Raw genomic sequence first — 15465 nt, 5'->3', positions numbered from 1 at the left:
AAAAACCCTCCTGAAGTCCATCTTCTAGCCAAGCGGCCTGCCATCGAGTTGCAAATGCTGATTGATGCTTTCCAGCGAGAACGGTTTCGACACCACCTTGAAGCCGCTCTTCATCGCCGACTGCAGGTCTTCGGCATAGCCGCTGATCAGGATCACCGGCAATGCCGGGTGAGACAGCTGGAGTTTCTTCGCCAGCGCGATGCCGGTGATGCCTCCCGGCATGTGGATATCGGAGATCACCAGTTCGACCTGGTTGCTCAGCAGGAACTGCTCCGCATCCATTGCGTTCTTCATGTGCGTGACCTTGTGTCCTGCAGTCTGCAGCAAAGTAATGATGCCATCGGCTACGTCGAGGTTATCTTCGACCAGCAACAGTGTCAGCGGCTTGACTGCGGCGGGCACTACGGCCTGCTCCAATGCCTGCGGGGCGCCGTCGGCGGCGGGCAGGAAAATGGACACGGTGGTGCCGACGCCGAGCGTGCTGTCCAGTTCGACATGGCCGCCGGCTGCGCGCGCAAAATTCTGCACCTGCGACAATCCCAGCCCGGTTCCCTTGCCCGCTTCCTTGGTCGTGAACAACGGATCGAATGCTTGCCGGCGCGCGCTCTCGGACATACCAATGCCATGATCGATGATGGCAAGGCGCACGAAATAATCGTGTGTCTGCGCCTCGTTGCGCTTGAGGACGTTGCCGATTTGCAGCGTGATTCTGCCTTCCTGCGGGCTGGCGTCGCGCGCGTTCATGAGCACGTTGATCAGTGCCAGTTGCAGTTCGATCGGATCAACGCAAACCGGCCAGGTGTCGGGCTCCACCTCGACCGTACAGCGCTCCGCGCCGATGGGATTGAGCAGCAGCACCTCCCATTCAGGAATGCGGACTTGCAGAGAAAAAATCTCCGGTTTGAGGGGCTGGCGCCGGCTCACGCCGAGCAATTGCCGTGTCAGTTGCTGGCCGCCGTTGACGGCACGTTCGATGGCGTCGATCTGCTTCTCGACGCCGGCGATACGCTTGAGGCGAATGATCTGGATGCCGGTGGTCACCACCATCAGGCAGTTGTTGAAATCGTGCGCGACGCGTCCGAGCAGCTTGCCGAGCGCTTCGAATTTCTGTGATTCGCGCAGCGTGGATTCGGCCGTGTGGCGCAGGCTGAATTCGCGTCTCCAATGGCTCCAGGCGACGCGCTGGTCGCGCACTTTACGAATCGCGAACAGGATGATCCCGCACAGCAGCCCGCACGGCACCAGCAGCAAGGCCGCCGCCAACGCCATGTAGGATAGCCAGGCGTTTCGCACGCTTGTCAGCGAGCCGGCCGACACCACATACAGGTCGTGATTGGCGACGCGCCGATACGCGAGGATTTTCTTGTCGCCGTCGATGGGAGAAATACCGACCAACGCGCCCGACTCCGAGTTCGCCTGGATGCCACGGAAGAACGGCGACCCCGGCGGCACGGTCGAGAATTCGCCCAGCAGGCGTGGATAACGGACCAGGAGCGCGCCGTCCTCGCGCACCAGCGACAACGACTGATGCATGTCGCCGGGCAGCATTTCCTCATAGAAGGACAAGAAGTAATTTGGATCGAGCGACACCAGGATGATGCCGAGGAATTCACCGCTCTCCGAGCGCCGCGCCACGCCATCGGTAAACACCGGCTGCAACGCGCGCCGGCCGATCACGACGGGCGACACCGACTCCAGCTTGCCTTCCTTGAGTGTCTTGAAGTAATCCCGATCCGACACGATCGTCCCCGGCGACGGATACTCGCGGCTGTGCACCAGCAGCTCGCCGTCCTTGCCGATGATGCCGACTGACACGACCTGCGGCAGGCCGGCGATCATGCGGCGCAATTTGGTGTGGATGTTTTTTTCGTCGGCGTGGATCGCGCTCTCGCTCATCCCGCCGAGCAAGTCTTCAATACGTCCTTTGAGCGCGGCGTTGAGTTCGAACACCTTGTCCGCGTGTTCCTTGGCCACCACGGTGGCGCGCGCCGCAGACAATTCGGCTTGCTCATGCAAGGTATGCCACTGGACGAAGCCGAGCACGCTCAGCAGTGTGAAAGAAATCAGCACGCACAGCGCCAGCAAGGCGATCAGGAGGCGTCGCTGCAAGTCGAATCCCACGCGCGGTGCGCTGAGATCCGCTGCGTCTGTCGCCATTGGTTGATTATTGTTGGTGTCCAAGAGCTGTTCCCGATGAATGTTTGCCGCTCCCCCGCTGACGTCACAGGTTGCCATAGCACATGTACTGATGACAACAATGTTCCTTCCGGCGCTGAGGAGTATCTCCAATGCCGCCGCAAAAGAGCAGGTCGAGAAACACTGATTACCGTGTAGGACAAAGAGAAGTGATCGGCGCGGGCGTGGTTACGCCGCTTCGCCTCCGGCGGCACGCAGAGGTTCGCCGATGGCGTAGTAATTCCCGCCGGCAATGTAGTGCAGGCTGCGCCATTCCGGACCGGCGTCTTCGAAGCGCCAGTGTCCGTCGCGGAAAACCCGCGTGTCGGCCCAGGCGCCGACGACTTCGCCGATGAACAGATCGTAGGTATTCTGGTTGTGCGGCTCCGGGATCAGGCGGCATGCCAGCCACGCCGAGCAGCCGGCCACCAGCGGCTGGTCGTGACCTTCCGCCCGGAACAACTCCACACCGCAGCAGCTGAGCTTGTCCGGTACTTCCGACAGGCTGGTGCTGCCGACCGCCTGGGTCAGTTCCAGCTGGGCGGCGTTGGGCACCTGCAACACGAAGAACCCGCTCTGCTCCACCAGCGCGCGCGTGGCAGTGGCCTTGTCCAGCACCACCGTCACCTTGGGCGGGGCGAAATCGAGCGCGCAAGCCCAGGCCGCCGCCATGACGTTGACGGTGCCGCCATGTTCGGCCGACACCAGCACCGTCGGACCGTGATTCAACAATCGGTAGGCCTTGCCAAGTTCAACTGCGGATATATGTTCGCTCATGTCATTTACTTGAAGGTGGATTTCGGAAAATCTGTATTATCGTCTGATCCGGAAAAGCGGACAGGAACAGCCTTTCCGGCCGGAAATACAATAAGACGCGCTCATACTCTCGTATGATTGGCGGACGGCAGTCGGCGACATAACATGGAAAAAGGGTGCAATGAAGCACCTCGGGGAAAACACCATGAAGCTATACGAAACGCTCGCGGAAACCATCGGAGAACAGATTGCCAGCGGCGTTATGCGCGAGGGCGAAAAGATCCCATCGGTCCGGCGCACCAGCCAGCAGCACAATCTCAGCATCTCCACCGTAATCCGCGCCTACCTGTTGCTGGAAAGCCGCGGCGTGATCGAGAGCCGGCCACAGTCGGGCTACTTCGTGCGCGCCGGCCAAAAGGACGCCGCATCCTCGACAGCGTCCTCGCGCCCGCCGGCGATACAGCCGACGGCGGAAAACCTGTCGTCGTACGCACTGGTGCTGTCCAACCTGCGCATGATCAATTGCCAGAATTCGGTACCGCTCGGCTCGCCCTACCCCGACCCTTCGCTGTTCCCCGAGGCCAGGATCAGCCAGCTGGCACGCGGCCTCTACAAACGCCGCGAACGCCAGGAACTGATCGGCGCGCTGCCGCCCGGCCATCCCGAACTGATCCGGCAAATCGCCCGCCGCCATCTCGAAACCGGGCTGGCCATCGACGCCGCCGAAATCATCATCACCGAAGGCGCCACCGAAGCCATCAACCTGTGCCTGCAAGCGGTCGCCAGGAGCGGCGACGCCATCGCCGTGGAGGCGCCGGCCTACTACGCCGTGCTGCATGCCATCGCCCGCATGGGCATGCGCGCCGTGCCGATCGCCACCGATCCCGAGACCGGCATCGATATCGACGCCCTGGAAGAAGCCATCGCCGCTGAGGGCATCGTGGCTTGCATCGTCATGCCGAACTTCCAGAATCCACTTGGCTTCGTCATGCCCGAGCGGCGCAAGAAAATGCTGGTGGAGATGATGCGCAGGCATGATCTTCCCCTCATCGAAAACGATGTCTACGGCGAATTGCATTTCGACGAGCAGCGTCCGAAATCGCTGAAGGCCTTCGACCGCGCCGGACTGGTGCTGTACTGCAGCTCTTTCTCGAAAAGTTTGACGGCCGAACCGCGCATCGGCTGGACCTTGCCGGGGCGCTATCGAGAGAGTATCGAAGGTCTCAAATTCCTGAACACGGTGACGACGCCGTCGACGCCGCAAATGGCAATCGCCGACTACCTCAAGAACGAAGGTTTCGATTACCACCTGCGCCGCCTGCGCAAGACCTATGCGCAACAGGTTCGCATCATGAGCGCGGCGGTGCTGCGCTTCTTCCCGCCCGGCACCAGCGTATCGCGCCCGGCCGGCGGCTATCTGCTGTGGGTCGTCATGCCCGCGCACATCGATGCCCTGGAACTGTATTCGCGCGGCCACAGTGACGGCATCAGCATCGCGCCCGGCACCATGTTCAGCCTTGACGAACAGTTCCGCAATTGCCTGCGCCTGAACTGCAGCTTTCCCTGGAGTCCGAAACTGGAAGACGCAGTGCAAACGCTCGGCGGCATTGCCACGCAGCTGGACGTGGTAAGGCCCATTGCGGCAACGCCCCCTGCGGCCTTGCCGGAAGTTTCCCGGCCGCACGCAGCCGTTCAGGGAATCGGATTGACCAAGCTCAGGTGAGACGAGCGCAGGCTCGCCGCCGTGTCGTCGACTGCGGCGAACCAATGCCGCAGATCACCGATCGTGCCGGGCCGGGCGAACAGGTAACCCTGGAAGTTGCCGCAGCCGATCTTCTTCAGCGCCGCCCATTGCTCCGCCGTCTCCACCCCCTCCGCCACCACCTCCAGCCCCATGCTCTGCGCCAGATTGACGATGGTCCTGACAATCGATGATGCATGCGGCGTCAGCAGCATGTCCTGGACGAACGAGCGATCGATTTTCAACTGGTCAATCGGCAGCTTCTTCAGATAGCTCAGCGACGAATAACCGGTACCGAAATCGTCCAGCGAGAAGCCGACGCCATGCGTTTTCAGCATGCTCATCTTGCGGATCAGGTCTTCGACGTCGGTCAACAGCATGCTTTCGGTCAATTCCAGCTTGAGGCGGCGCGGATTGGCGCCGGTGCGCTCGATGATCTGCAGGATGCGCTGGGTGAATTCCGGCTGGCGGAACTGGCGCGCGCTGACATTGACCGCAATGGTCAGATGCGCAGTGTCGCGATGCGCCGACCATTGCACCAGTTGCTCGCAGGCGGTTTCCAGCGCCCATTCGCCGAACTCGACGATGATGCCGGACTTTTCGGCCTGGGTGATGAAGGTACCGGGAAATACCAGCCCGCGCTGCGGATGGCGCCAGCGCATCAGCGCCTCGACGCCGCTCAGGCGGCCGTCGTGGTCGACGATGGGCTGGTAGTGCAACAGCAGTTCCTTGCGCGCCAGTGCGTGTCGCAGGTCAGTTTCCAGCATGGCGATTTCGTCGAGCGCTTCTTGCATGCGCGGATCGAAAAAACGGAAAGTATTGCGCCCTGCCGCCTTGGCTTCGTACATCGCCATGTCGGCCTGCCGCAGCAAGTCGTTGACGGTGTGTTCGCCGCCTCCGAACATCACCACGCCAATGCTGGGCGTGCTGCGCAATTCATAGGCGCCGAGTGCATAGCCGGCGTTGAGCGCGGCCAGCACCTTGCGGCAAACGAACTCGGCGTTGTTGCCTGCCTCCTCGGGGGAAGCGCCAAGGTCATCCAGCAGGATCACGAATTCGTCACCGCCCAGGCGCGCCACGGTATCCACTTCACGCGTCACCTGCGTGAGCCGGCGCGCCACCAGGCCCAGCAACTGGTCACCCATGTCGTGGCCCATGGTGTCATTGAGTGATTTGAAATTGTCGAGATCGACGAAGATCACCGCTCCGTGATAACCGCCGCGTTCACTGCGCGCCACTGCATGCGCCAGGCGTTCCAGCAGCAGGCGCCGGTTGGGAAGATTGGTCAGGCCGTCGTAGAACGCCAAATGCGCGATGTCGGCCTCGGCCTGCTTGCGCGCGCTGATATCCATGCGCGTGCCGACCATGCGCACCGCCCGCCCCTGCGCGTCGCGCCCCACCACGCGGCCGCGGCACTGGATCCAGACCCAGCGGCCTTCGCGATGCCACATCTGATATTCGGCTTCGAACGAATGGCTGCTGTCGTGCAGATGCTGCCGCAGCACCCGGTCGAGTTCGTCGCGATGCTCAGGATTGACCAGGCTGCGCCATTCGCCGGGCGTATTGTGCTGGCGCTCGGCCGGATAGCCTAGCATGGCGTTGGCGCGCGCGTCGACGGTGCGGCTGTCGTTGGGGATATCCCAATCCCACAGACCAAGGTTGGCGCCGCTCAGCGCCAGTTCGATGCGTTCGGCGGTTTCGGCCTGATGCGCCTCGTGCACACGCACAAGATGTTGTGCAATGCGCTGGCGCCGTTGCACCAGCGCCAGCGCCAGTGAGCCGATCATGGCGAAGACGCACCACGCCAGCAGGTAGGACATCGCCAGGTCGTGCCAACCGGCATGCAGTTTGTCGACGCTGCGCGTGAGGCTGATGACCAGGGTCTTGTCCAGCCCGAGGTCGCCCGGCGCCACGCTTCTTTGCACCACCATGCGCTTCTCGCCGTCGCCGCCCAGCCCGACCAGTACGCTGGTGGCATTGCCGGCGCGCAAATGGCGTAGCAGAAAGTCGTCCTCGCCTGCGCCAAGCGAGCGCATCGCTGCCGTATTGGCCGGTACGAACAGCACGCGGCGGCCGTCTTCCTGGGTGATGGCGCTGTTCATGTCTTCCGCGTACAGCGCTGAACGCATGACGGCGTCGAAGTATTCCGGATTGAGGATGGCGCTGATGGCGCCGACGTTGTGCGCGCCGGCATCGAGGATGGGCATCGACAACTTGATGTTGAACACGCCCGGCGTGTTTTCAAACGGCTGCGACAGATACATCAGCTTGCGTGAGTACATCTGTGAAATCTGCGACAGGAAATCGCGGTCGTCCAGATGGCGGTCGCCCATGTCGTCGGCCGACATGCGGATCTTGCCCTCGGCGTCGAGCACGACCAGCGCACGCACGCCCGGCATGGCGCGCTTGAGCGAATGCAGCAGCAGGTTCTGGCAGTCACCACCGCAGCGCGTCGGGTCGCTGATCGCTTCACGCGCACTGTCGAGCGCATTGCGCACGCCCTGGAACTGATGCGACAGATTTTCTTCAATGATCCTGGCTTGCGTCTGCATGCGCGAGGTTTCCGAGGCCGTGATCAAGCGCCGTTCGGCCCAGATGAAGTTGGCGATCAGCAAGGCGGTGAACACCAGCACGGCGCAGAAAGTACACCACTCAAGGACGGTGCGGCTGAAGCCGACGTGATCGAAAAGATGTCTGCGCATATAGCCTCCCGCGATGGTGTTCACGCGACACAGATGGCGCGATGATCCATGGCCGGCCTGATCCGTATGGAAAGATTTCCGAGTGTCATCTGATGCCCTCGCTGTGCCTGAACGAACCGCGACACCTGCGCCGGATTGGCGCCGCTTGTCGCTATTCGAGCTGTTGCAGCAAGTGTAGAAGCAAGTGCATCGGTGCTGGACGCACACATGAGGCAACGTGCGAGGAACACAGTTGAGCTGGAATGAGAACGACTGGCATCGCGCGTAAGTCTTTACGGACAAGGGATTGCGCTATGAAGGAGTGCAGCCGGAACACGGTCGGAAAAAGGCGATGATTAAACCAAGGTATGAGCACAGCCACACCTTGGTCGGATGGTGGCAGCGGCAACGCGCACCTAAGCTCGACGTTCCAAACAATGCGCACACGCAACCACACCCAACGGAGAACGCATGCTGATTGAAGTCATCGGTCAATATGAAATTGTGCTCGAGGCCTACCCCGACCTGTCGTCATCGGCATGGACGCCGTACCTGACCATCTATCGCGGCCGCGCCGCCTCCTATCGCAGCATCCGCGTTCTGGAGCGCCAGCCGGTCGCGTCAGAACAGCCGGCGCAAAGCCGCGAGCAGGCCATTGATCTTGCGCGCGTGCACGCGGCGCGCAAGATTGCAATCGGGAATTTCTAGCCTTCAGCGTTCGCGGAACATCCCGGGTATGAAAAAGACCCGCTCTAAGCGGGTCTTTAGCTGGAGATCCCTGCGTCGGCAGACGCATTCGCTTAGCTCGAAACATCTTCCAGAGACTGTCCTTTTGTCGACGGACCAAATCTTGCGATGGCGATCGCCGCCACGAACAACACCACGTCGCTGATGAGAAAGACGAACAACTTTCCTTTCAGTACCGCGAATACGCCGAATACCAGGAGCAGGATAATGGCGCCGGCTCTTCCCCAGGCGGAGGCGATACCCATGCCGGTGGCGCGGATTTCAGTAGGGTACAGTTCAGGCGTATAGCTGTAGATCGCCGTCGATCCGAGGGCCAGGCAAAACGCCGTCAACCCGCCGAATGCCATCAGCATGGTTGATGTCGTTGCCAGGCCGAAGAGCGTGCCGAAAATTGCCGTTCCGATGAAAGCGAGAATCGCAGTCGGCTTGCGGTCGAGCCAGTCGACGATATAGCCGCCAAATATGTAGCCGGGAATGACCGATGCATAGATGGCGATCGAGAACTGAAACGACTTGACGATGCCAAACCCTTCCATGGCCAGCAAGGTCGGCACAAAAGTCATGAACGTGTAGAGCACCCCATACTCTGCGAACCAGGCCAGCCACAGCATGATGGTGGTCTTGCGGAATTTCGGACTGAGCAGATCCCGCGCTCGATATTTCTTGACTGGTACGGCGTCACTCGGCTTCACCTGAACGGCGATATCGGGCAAGATGCGACCAACCCGAGTCTCAATCCATGACAACGCTTCCTCCGCCTCGGCGGCGCGTCCCCTGCTCAGCAACCAGCGCGGCGACTCCGGCAGTCCGGATCGCATCAGGCCGACCACGATTGCGAAAGGCAAGGTCAGGAACAGTGCCGCGCGCCATCCCCATTGCGGAATGATGTTCAATGCCCAGATCGGCGAAAAGGCGATGCCCAGTGCGAAGAATCCCATCATCCAGCCGCCGAGCTTTCCGCGCACACGTGTGGGCCAGAGTTCGGCCAGGTAAGCCGGCACGATCGAACTTTCCGCGCCGACGAACAGCCAGGTAAAGAAATTCAATGCAGCAAACCCCCAGACGTCGTTGACCAGTCCGCGCGAGGCGGAGAATATCGAGTACATGACCAGGGTCAGCATGATCATTTTCTTGCGCCCGTATTTATCGGCGGCGAAACCTGCACAGGCGGAACCGACCAGATAACCGGACAAACCAATGGCGGAGATGATGCCGATCATCGCTGCGTCAAATCCCCAGATCGGTTTTAGCGCAGCCAACACGAAGCCGGTAATGACGGTATCGAGTGTGTCAAAGAACAAAGACATTGCTGCCACCACCAGCACGGTGATGTGAAATCTCGAAACCGGCAGACGGTCCAGGCGCGCAGCAATCTCCTGCTGCGTCAGTGGCGAAACGTTCCCTAGCGTGTTCATGTTTGACTCCCTTTGTATTGCCGGCATTTTCCGACAGTATGCTTTTATGAAGCAGATAACTGCTTTTTATGTGTGATTGCTCAGGCTGCGGCGATGCCGGGATGAAATTGTCCATGGCCTGGTACGCCGACAATCTTGCCGTGGTCCATTACGGTCACTCCCCGCACGATCGTGAACACGGGCATTCCTTTGGTGCCGATCCCTTCCCACGTGGTATAGCCGGCCTTGGTATGCATGTCGCCGACGGTGAAGGTCTGCTTTTTCTGCATGTCGACAATGGTGAAATCGGCATCGGCGCCAACCTGAATCCGGCCCTTCTTGGGGAATTGACCGAATCGCTTGGCCGGCGCTTCTGCGCATAATCGTGCGACATCGTTCAACCCGAGTTTCCCGTCGTTGACTGCGTTGAGCACCAGCGGAATGAATTCCTGGGCACCGGTGATGCCGAGCGGTACAGAAAAATTGTCGAGCCAGCCCGGAGAAATTTCTTCCAGCGTGTGCGGCGCATGTTCGCCGACCAGCATGTCGGCGGTGCCGTTGCGCACGGCTTCCCAATGCGCTTCGGGTGCATACGCCCAGGCGTACGCGCCAGGCCCTACTTTTTCTGCCTGCTCCCGCGTCATGAACAGCGTCGCCGCCTCCATCTCACAGGAAATATCCAGGCCCTGACTCTTGGCGTTACGCACCAGTTCATTTGCTGCGGGCGGCATGACGCCCATGTGCAGCACGTGCAGCCTGACCTTGGTCAGTTGAGCGTAATAGATGGATGCCGCCAGTCCCGCCGCCATTCCGTGTCCATACATGTAGCCGCGTTCATAGGCTTCCATGTAGTCACGGTTGGTGGTCTTTCCGGGATTGATGTAATCACGGAAGGTCAGGCGTTTGCACCACTCGCTGTCGTCATGATGCACAGCGCAAAGCAGGCCGGTATCGGCAATCGCTTCGTAGAGTTCATGCAGGATGCCGTGATCGACCACCCCGAGTTCCGAAATATAGGGATAGACCTCCTTGACATGGCGCGTGTTGAAGATCTTGATGCCGATGGCGCCAGCTTTGGCTAGCGCCTCTACAGTCTTGGGATACAAGCCGCCTCCATACAGGGCGTAGTCAACCAAGGCTTTGGCGGCGATTTTCTCGCGCTTCAATTCAAATGTCTCCAGAGTGGTCGGATGCGGATCGTTGTTCGTCATGTCAATACAGAACGTGATGCCGCCGGCCGCCGCCGCCGTGGTGCCGGAGGTGAAGTCTTCTTTATAGGTATGCCCCGGTTCGCGGAAGTGGCAATGCACATGCCACAAGCCGGGCAGGACATCCAGCCCGCCGGCATCAATAGTTCGCTTCGCCGGCGGCGTATTGGCCTCGTCTACCAAGCCCACAATCTTTTCGCCTTTGACGCAGATATTGACGATCGACCACCCCTCCGAAGTATGTACCCGCCCATTCCTGATCACCAGATCAGCCGTCGCTTCAGTCATTTTGGATCCCTCATTTAAATATACACAATAAATACACAGCTTATTTTTATTGTATAAACATCTTGTGTCAAGGGATTATTTTCACTAAACTTCTCTCAACACCACACTTTTGCAGAGAAGCAATGCCTAAAAAGAACGAAGTGAAACAAGATGACGTCACCAAAAATGCCAAAGGATCCGGCGCGACCAAGGCTTATCACCTGCTGCGCGAACGCATCGTGTCATTGGCGATGCGTCCCGGGGACGATATCGATGAACAGGCGCTCGTGGATGAGTTCGGCATTTCGCGAACACCACTGAGAGAAGCGATGATCCGTCTTGCAGCCGAAGGTCTTATCTCGCTGCTGCCGAACCGCGGCGCGCGGGTGGCGTCCATGGATATCCCGCAATTACAGGAGCATCTGGAAGCCTTCGAACTGGCGCAACGCGCGACGACCCGGCTGGCGGCGTTACGGCGTACGCCGGCGGATCTGCTTAAGATTGAAGCGCTGGTGGTCGCGTTTGAACACGCGCATGAACAGGGCGACGTCAACGGCATGATCGATGGCAACTGGGATCTGCATCTGGCCATCGGCAACGCCTGCGGCAACCGCGTGCTGGCGAAGATCTACGCCAATCTGCTGACGGAAAACCTTCGGGTGGCGCGTCTGGCGATGAGCTACGAGACTTTTCCGACCGAAGAGCAACGAGAAGGCCATCTCGGAAGAATATTGGACGAGCATCGGGAAATTCTGAAAGCCCTGGTCGAGCAAGACGCCGACCGCGCCGAGAACCTCGCCGCTTCGCATACCAACCTGGCGCGCAAGCGGGTCACGGAATATATCTCGCTGAGCGCCATCGGCGGCATGTCGGTCGGCATGTCGGCATTTCCGTCTTCACTGTAAGGAGCGCATTGCGATGTGTGAAGTATGTGCCGTCTTTGGCGTAGGCCAGCACTGGACCGACGCAGGTGACCCGATGGGGCAGCATTCTGTCGCCAAGGGTATTTTGGAGAATCGTGCAGAACGCACGCGGCGACTGCAACTGATCAAACGCATCCTGAGGCCGCGCGGCCTGGATGCCGGCGATTGGGATGGCGAGTCGTATTACGTCGAGAACGCCTCCGGTCGCCGCCAGGTCGCCGCCGACTTGTCGTCGTTATGGCGTATCGCGGAACAGCTCGGACATACTTTGCTGGACCCCCTTGAACCTGACTTTATTCAAGCGGAGAAGGCATCATGAGACTCGTCCCTCGCCTTGAACTGAATATCGTCACGGGATTTCTCGGCAGCGGGAAGACGACGCTGCTCAAGCGCTTTCTTGAAACAAGCTCCCCCGAATCGACGCTGGTCATCATCAATGAATATGGTCGTGAATCAATCGACGACCGTCTGACGCTGCATCTGAAGTCTGAAATCAAAACGATTGCCGATGGATGCCTTTGCTGCACCGTGCTGGAACATCTGCGCACGACGCTGCTGACCATATTGAAACGCCGGGCCGGTGGAGAATTACCGCATCTCCAGCGCATCATCATCGAAACCAGCGGCCTGGCCGACCCCGGCCCGATTCTCGGGACCATCCTCTCGGACGAGAATCTCAACGAATATATCCATGTGGGTCCCTGCATCACCACCTTCGACGCCCTGGAAGGAACCGAGTCGCTCAAGCGCTTTCCCGAAGCCGCCGCCCAGCTGGCGGCGGCAGACCGCGTCGTGCTCACCAAGACGGATCTGGTGTCCGATGAGGCTGCACAGGCCTTGCTGAGCGTGGTGCGCGCCGTTAATCCGGCTTGCACGATCATGTTCAGCGACGTGCCGGAACATGCATTTGCTCCGACGGAGATGGGCGTAGCTGTTAGGGAATTGCCGCCGATACAGGCAATCAGCCATGCACATACTTTGTCAGTGCAAAGTTTTTCGGCGGCTCTCGACGTGGCTCTTGACTGGGCGACATTTTCCGTCTGGCTCACCGCCCTCCTGAATCGCCACGGAGATCGGATCCTGCGCTTCAAATCAGTACTGTCGGTAAGATCCAGCCCGGGCAAGCTCGTCGTGCAAGGCGTCCGGCATCGCGTCTATCCGCCGACGCATCTTCCTGTTCAGGAGGCTGCGGATGATACTTCTCGCCTCGTGTTCATCACCGACGGCCTCACCAGTGAACGTATCCTCGCTTCGTTGCATCAGCTCGTTGAACATCGGCTGATTGACGGACGATTCGCCGAAATGGCGCTGCGCTGACCTTGACTGATCCGCTCTAAACTCCGCTCCGGAGAGCGCCGTAGTCGAATCAATCGTCGAATCAATCCTGCATTTTTCGATACAGCGTCTGCCGGCTGATGCCCAGCGTGCGGGCCGCCAACGAGACGTTGCCATCGCTCTTTTCGAGGGCCTGCCGGATGGCGTTGTGCGACAGCGCCCGCAGATTCTGCGGCGCTTCTTCCGAGACGGCGGTCGCCTGTTTTCGCGCCGCCAATAAATCTTCCGCAATGTCGTCCGGCAGATGCTTCCAGTCGATGCAGTTCTCATCATCGTCGAGCATGGCGACGGCGGTACGCAAGACGCTGCTCAACTGACGCAAATTGCCCGGCCAGGCGAAACGCTGCATCTGCTCCAACAGGGCGGGCGCCAGATAGAGCTCGCGTCCGGCGTGCTGGCCGGCTAGGATTTTGCCTGCCAGACTGCAAAAATCGCTGCGTTCGCGCAGTGCCGGAAGCTGTACCGTCAGACCATTGAGGCGATAGTACAGATCGCTGCGGAACGCCCCCTTTTCCGCCTCTTCACGCAACTTGCAATGCGTCGCGCAGAGAAGGGAAAAATCAACCGCGACCGCCGCGCCGCCACCCAAGGGCGTGACGCAGCGCTCCTGCAACACTCTCAACAGCCGCGTCTGCATCGTCAACGGCATGTCGCCTATCTCGTCGAGAAAGAGCGTGCCGCCCTGCGCCTCCTGCAAGCGGCCGGGGCTGCCTCCTTTCCTGGCGCCTGTAAAAGCGCCTGGTGCGTAGCCGAACAATTCGGCTTCAATGAGGTTTTCCGGAATGGCGGCACAATTGATCGCCACAAAAGGGCCGTTGCGACGCAGGCTGCTCTCGTGCGCTGCGCGCGCCAGGTATTCCTTGCCCGTTCCCGATTCGCCCTGGATCAGAATGGGAATGGATTTGTCCAGCACCCGACGCACCTTGTCCGCCGCGCTACGCCAATTGAGATCCCCGTTGTCGAGCACCGCCAGCGCATCGGCAGGAGGCGCAGCGCTGGCCGGACTGGCGGAAGGCATGGCAACCGCCGCAACGTAATCAGTCTGCAACTGGGCAAACAGCAGCACGCCGTTGTGCAAGTGCACCGGCGTCAGTTGATCCGGCCGGCGCCGATGCTGCGCCAGCAAGCTATCTAGGTTGACGTCGATCACCATGTTCAGATGCAACGCGCCGACCTGCAGCGAATTCATCCGAAACAACGCCATCGCGACACGATTGGCGCCGATGATCCTGCCGTCGCCGGACAACATCAGGATACCTTCCGCCAGCGTACCAATGCCTTCCGGCTGGGCATGAAAATGGATGCGCAGGTGCCGCTTGCGACGGCAGTCGGCCACCAGCAAGCGGTTCTCGATCATGCGTGCAGCGGTCTTGACCAGGCCCAGCGTATGCGACTGTCCGGTGTGCTGTTCGCCGGACACATCCAGAATGCCAAGCAGTTGGCCGCACGACGACATGATCGGCGCTGCGGCGCAGGTCAGGAAACCGTTACGTTCCAGGAAATGTTCGGGGCCATGGATTTCAATGGCACATTTTTCGGCCAGGGCCGTGCCGATTGCATTGGTGCCACGTTGTTCTTCACGCCAGGACGCACCTGCGGACAAGGCGACACGTTCGGACTTGCTCATGAAGTTGGGATCGCCCAGCGTGTGCATCAAGGTGCCACGGTTGTCCGCCAGCACCACCACGCTTTGCGAGGGGTGTACTTGCTCGAACAGGTACTCCATCACGGGACGGGAATAGGCGAGCAATTCGTGATTTCGCACCAGTACATGGCGCAAGGCGTCGCGCTCCGAAAATTCGACGGCGGGAAGCCGCCCCACGGGCAGCAGACCAGCCGCTATGCTGCGTTCCCAGGAACGCGCCAGCCGTTCGTTCACGACTCCGGCGGGCATGTTGCCATGCTCGATCAGATGCTGTCGCGCGTGGCGCAACGCCAGTACAGCGCTTGAATTGGCCATGCTGTCTCCTCGGTAGCGGTGTCGTTCCGCTTGTTGTTCCAGCAGTATAGAAATAGTTCGAGCGTCTGCGCAATGCTCTTGCCGGCGATATGCGCCGATTGTCACGTTTTGGAACAGTTGTCACGTTCCGGAACGTTGCACCTCTTCTGCCGACCGGCTCCGCAACACGCGTGGTCCGACAGCAAAAGAATCAAATCAACGACTTAGCGAACACGGGATGCCGTGGCACAAGACTTGATAGAGAGGGATACCCGCGAGGGATATTTTCACCATCATGA

At 60.0% G+C, this 15465-nt stretch carries 11 protein-coding genes; 5 read left to right on the top strand and 6 right to left on the bottom strand.

The genetic code is table 11. The annotated features are described in order from the left end of the window. Positions 1-24: 24 nt before the first annotated feature. On the bottom strand, positions 25-2157 hold the full coding sequence (locus tag ACIROY_RS11750) for an ATP-binding protein (protein ID WP_402341669.1): 2133 nt from the start codon (positions 2155-2157) through the stop codon (positions 25-27). 207 nt (positions 2158-2364) lie between these two features. After that, positions 2365-2952: a flavin reductase family protein gene (locus ACIROY_RS11745; protein ID WP_402272987.1), complete on the bottom strand. Its 588-nt coding sequence runs from the start codon at positions 2950-2952 to the stop codon at positions 2365-2367. 184 nt (positions 2953-3136) lie between these two features. On the opposite strand from ACIROY_RS11745, the gene ACIROY_RS11740 reads away from it, so the two are divergent. Beyond that, on the top strand, positions 3137-4654 hold the full coding sequence (locus ACIROY_RS11740) for a PLP-dependent aminotransferase family protein (protein WP_402341667.1): 1518 nt from the start codon (positions 3137-3139) through the stop codon (positions 4652-4654). Here the strand turns inward: ACIROY_RS11740 and ACIROY_RS11735 are convergent. Continuing rightward, entirely contained in the window at positions 4624-7374 is a 2751-nt protein-coding gene (locus ACIROY_RS11735) for an EAL domain-containing protein (protein WP_402341665.1), read from the bottom strand. The two genes, ACIROY_RS11740 and ACIROY_RS11735, sit on opposite strands and share 31 nt — an antisense overlap. Positions 7375-7824: 450 nt before the next feature. Here ACIROY_RS11735 and ACIROY_RS11730 point away from each other — a divergent pair, with 450 nt between their 5' ends. Beyond that, entirely contained in the window at positions 7825-8061 is a 237-nt protein-coding gene (locus ACIROY_RS11730; RefSeq protein ID WP_402341663.1) for a hypothetical protein, read from the top strand. A 92-nt stretch (positions 8062-8153) separates the two neighbouring features. On the opposite strand, the gene ACIROY_RS11725 is transcribed toward ACIROY_RS11730, so the two are convergent. Together ACIROY_RS11725 and ACIROY_RS11720 are read right to left on the bottom strand one after the other, a co-directional pair. Then, the gene (locus ACIROY_RS11725) at positions 8154-9542 is read right to left on the bottom strand and encodes an MFS transporter (protein WP_402272996.1); all 1389 of its coding nucleotides are present in this window, start codon (positions 9540-9542) and stop codon (positions 8154-8156) included. Between the two features lie 53 nt (positions 9543-9595). After that, positions 9596-10990 carry a dihydroorotase family protein gene (locus ACIROY_RS11720; RefSeq protein ID WP_402341662.1) on the bottom strand — a complete coding sequence of 465 codons (1395 nt, stop codon included), beginning with the start codon at positions 10988-10990 and terminating at the stop codon, positions 9596-9598. A 122-nt stretch (positions 10991-11112) separates the two neighbouring features. Between ACIROY_RS11720 and ACIROY_RS11715 the strand changes: the two genes are divergently transcribed. From ACIROY_RS11715 to ACIROY_RS11705, 3 genes are read left to right on the top strand one after another with little or no spacing between them, the layout of a single operon-like run. Beyond that, on the top strand, positions 11113-11874 hold the full coding sequence (locus ACIROY_RS11715; protein WP_402273002.1) for a GntR family transcriptional regulator: 762 nt from the start codon (positions 11113-11115) through the stop codon (positions 11872-11874). A gap of 13 nt (positions 11875-11887) precedes the next feature. After that, a complete protein-coding gene (locus ACIROY_RS11710) occupies positions 11888-12211 on the top strand; it encodes a hypothetical protein (RefSeq protein WP_402273005.1) in 324 nt (107 codons plus the stop codon). Continuing rightward, complete coding sequence (locus ACIROY_RS11705) at positions 12208-13209, top strand: CobW family GTP-binding protein (protein ID WP_402341660.1); 1002 nt, start codon at positions 12208-12210, stop codon at positions 13207-13209. The genes ACIROY_RS11710 and ACIROY_RS11705 overlap by 4 nt, the downstream gene beginning before the upstream one ends. 61 nt (positions 13210-13270) lie before the next feature. Here the strand turns inward: ACIROY_RS11705 and ACIROY_RS11700 are convergent, their stop codons facing one another. Then, positions 13271-15187 (bottom strand): sigma-54-dependent Fis family transcriptional regulator, encoded by a 1917-nt coding sequence (locus ACIROY_RS11700; protein WP_402341658.1) that lies wholly within the window; start codon positions 15185-15187, stop codon positions 13271-13273. Between the last annotated feature and the right edge of the window lie 278 nt (positions 15188-15465).

This window comes from Herbaspirillum sp. NPDC101396 (assembly GCF_044767365.1).
Classification (GTDB): domain Bacteria; phylum Pseudomonadota; class Gammaproteobacteria; order Burkholderiales; family Burkholderiaceae_D; genus Herbaspirillum.
The sequence above is the reverse complement of the archived record's forward strand: the minus strand, read 5'-3'. Positions and strand labels throughout refer to the sequence as shown.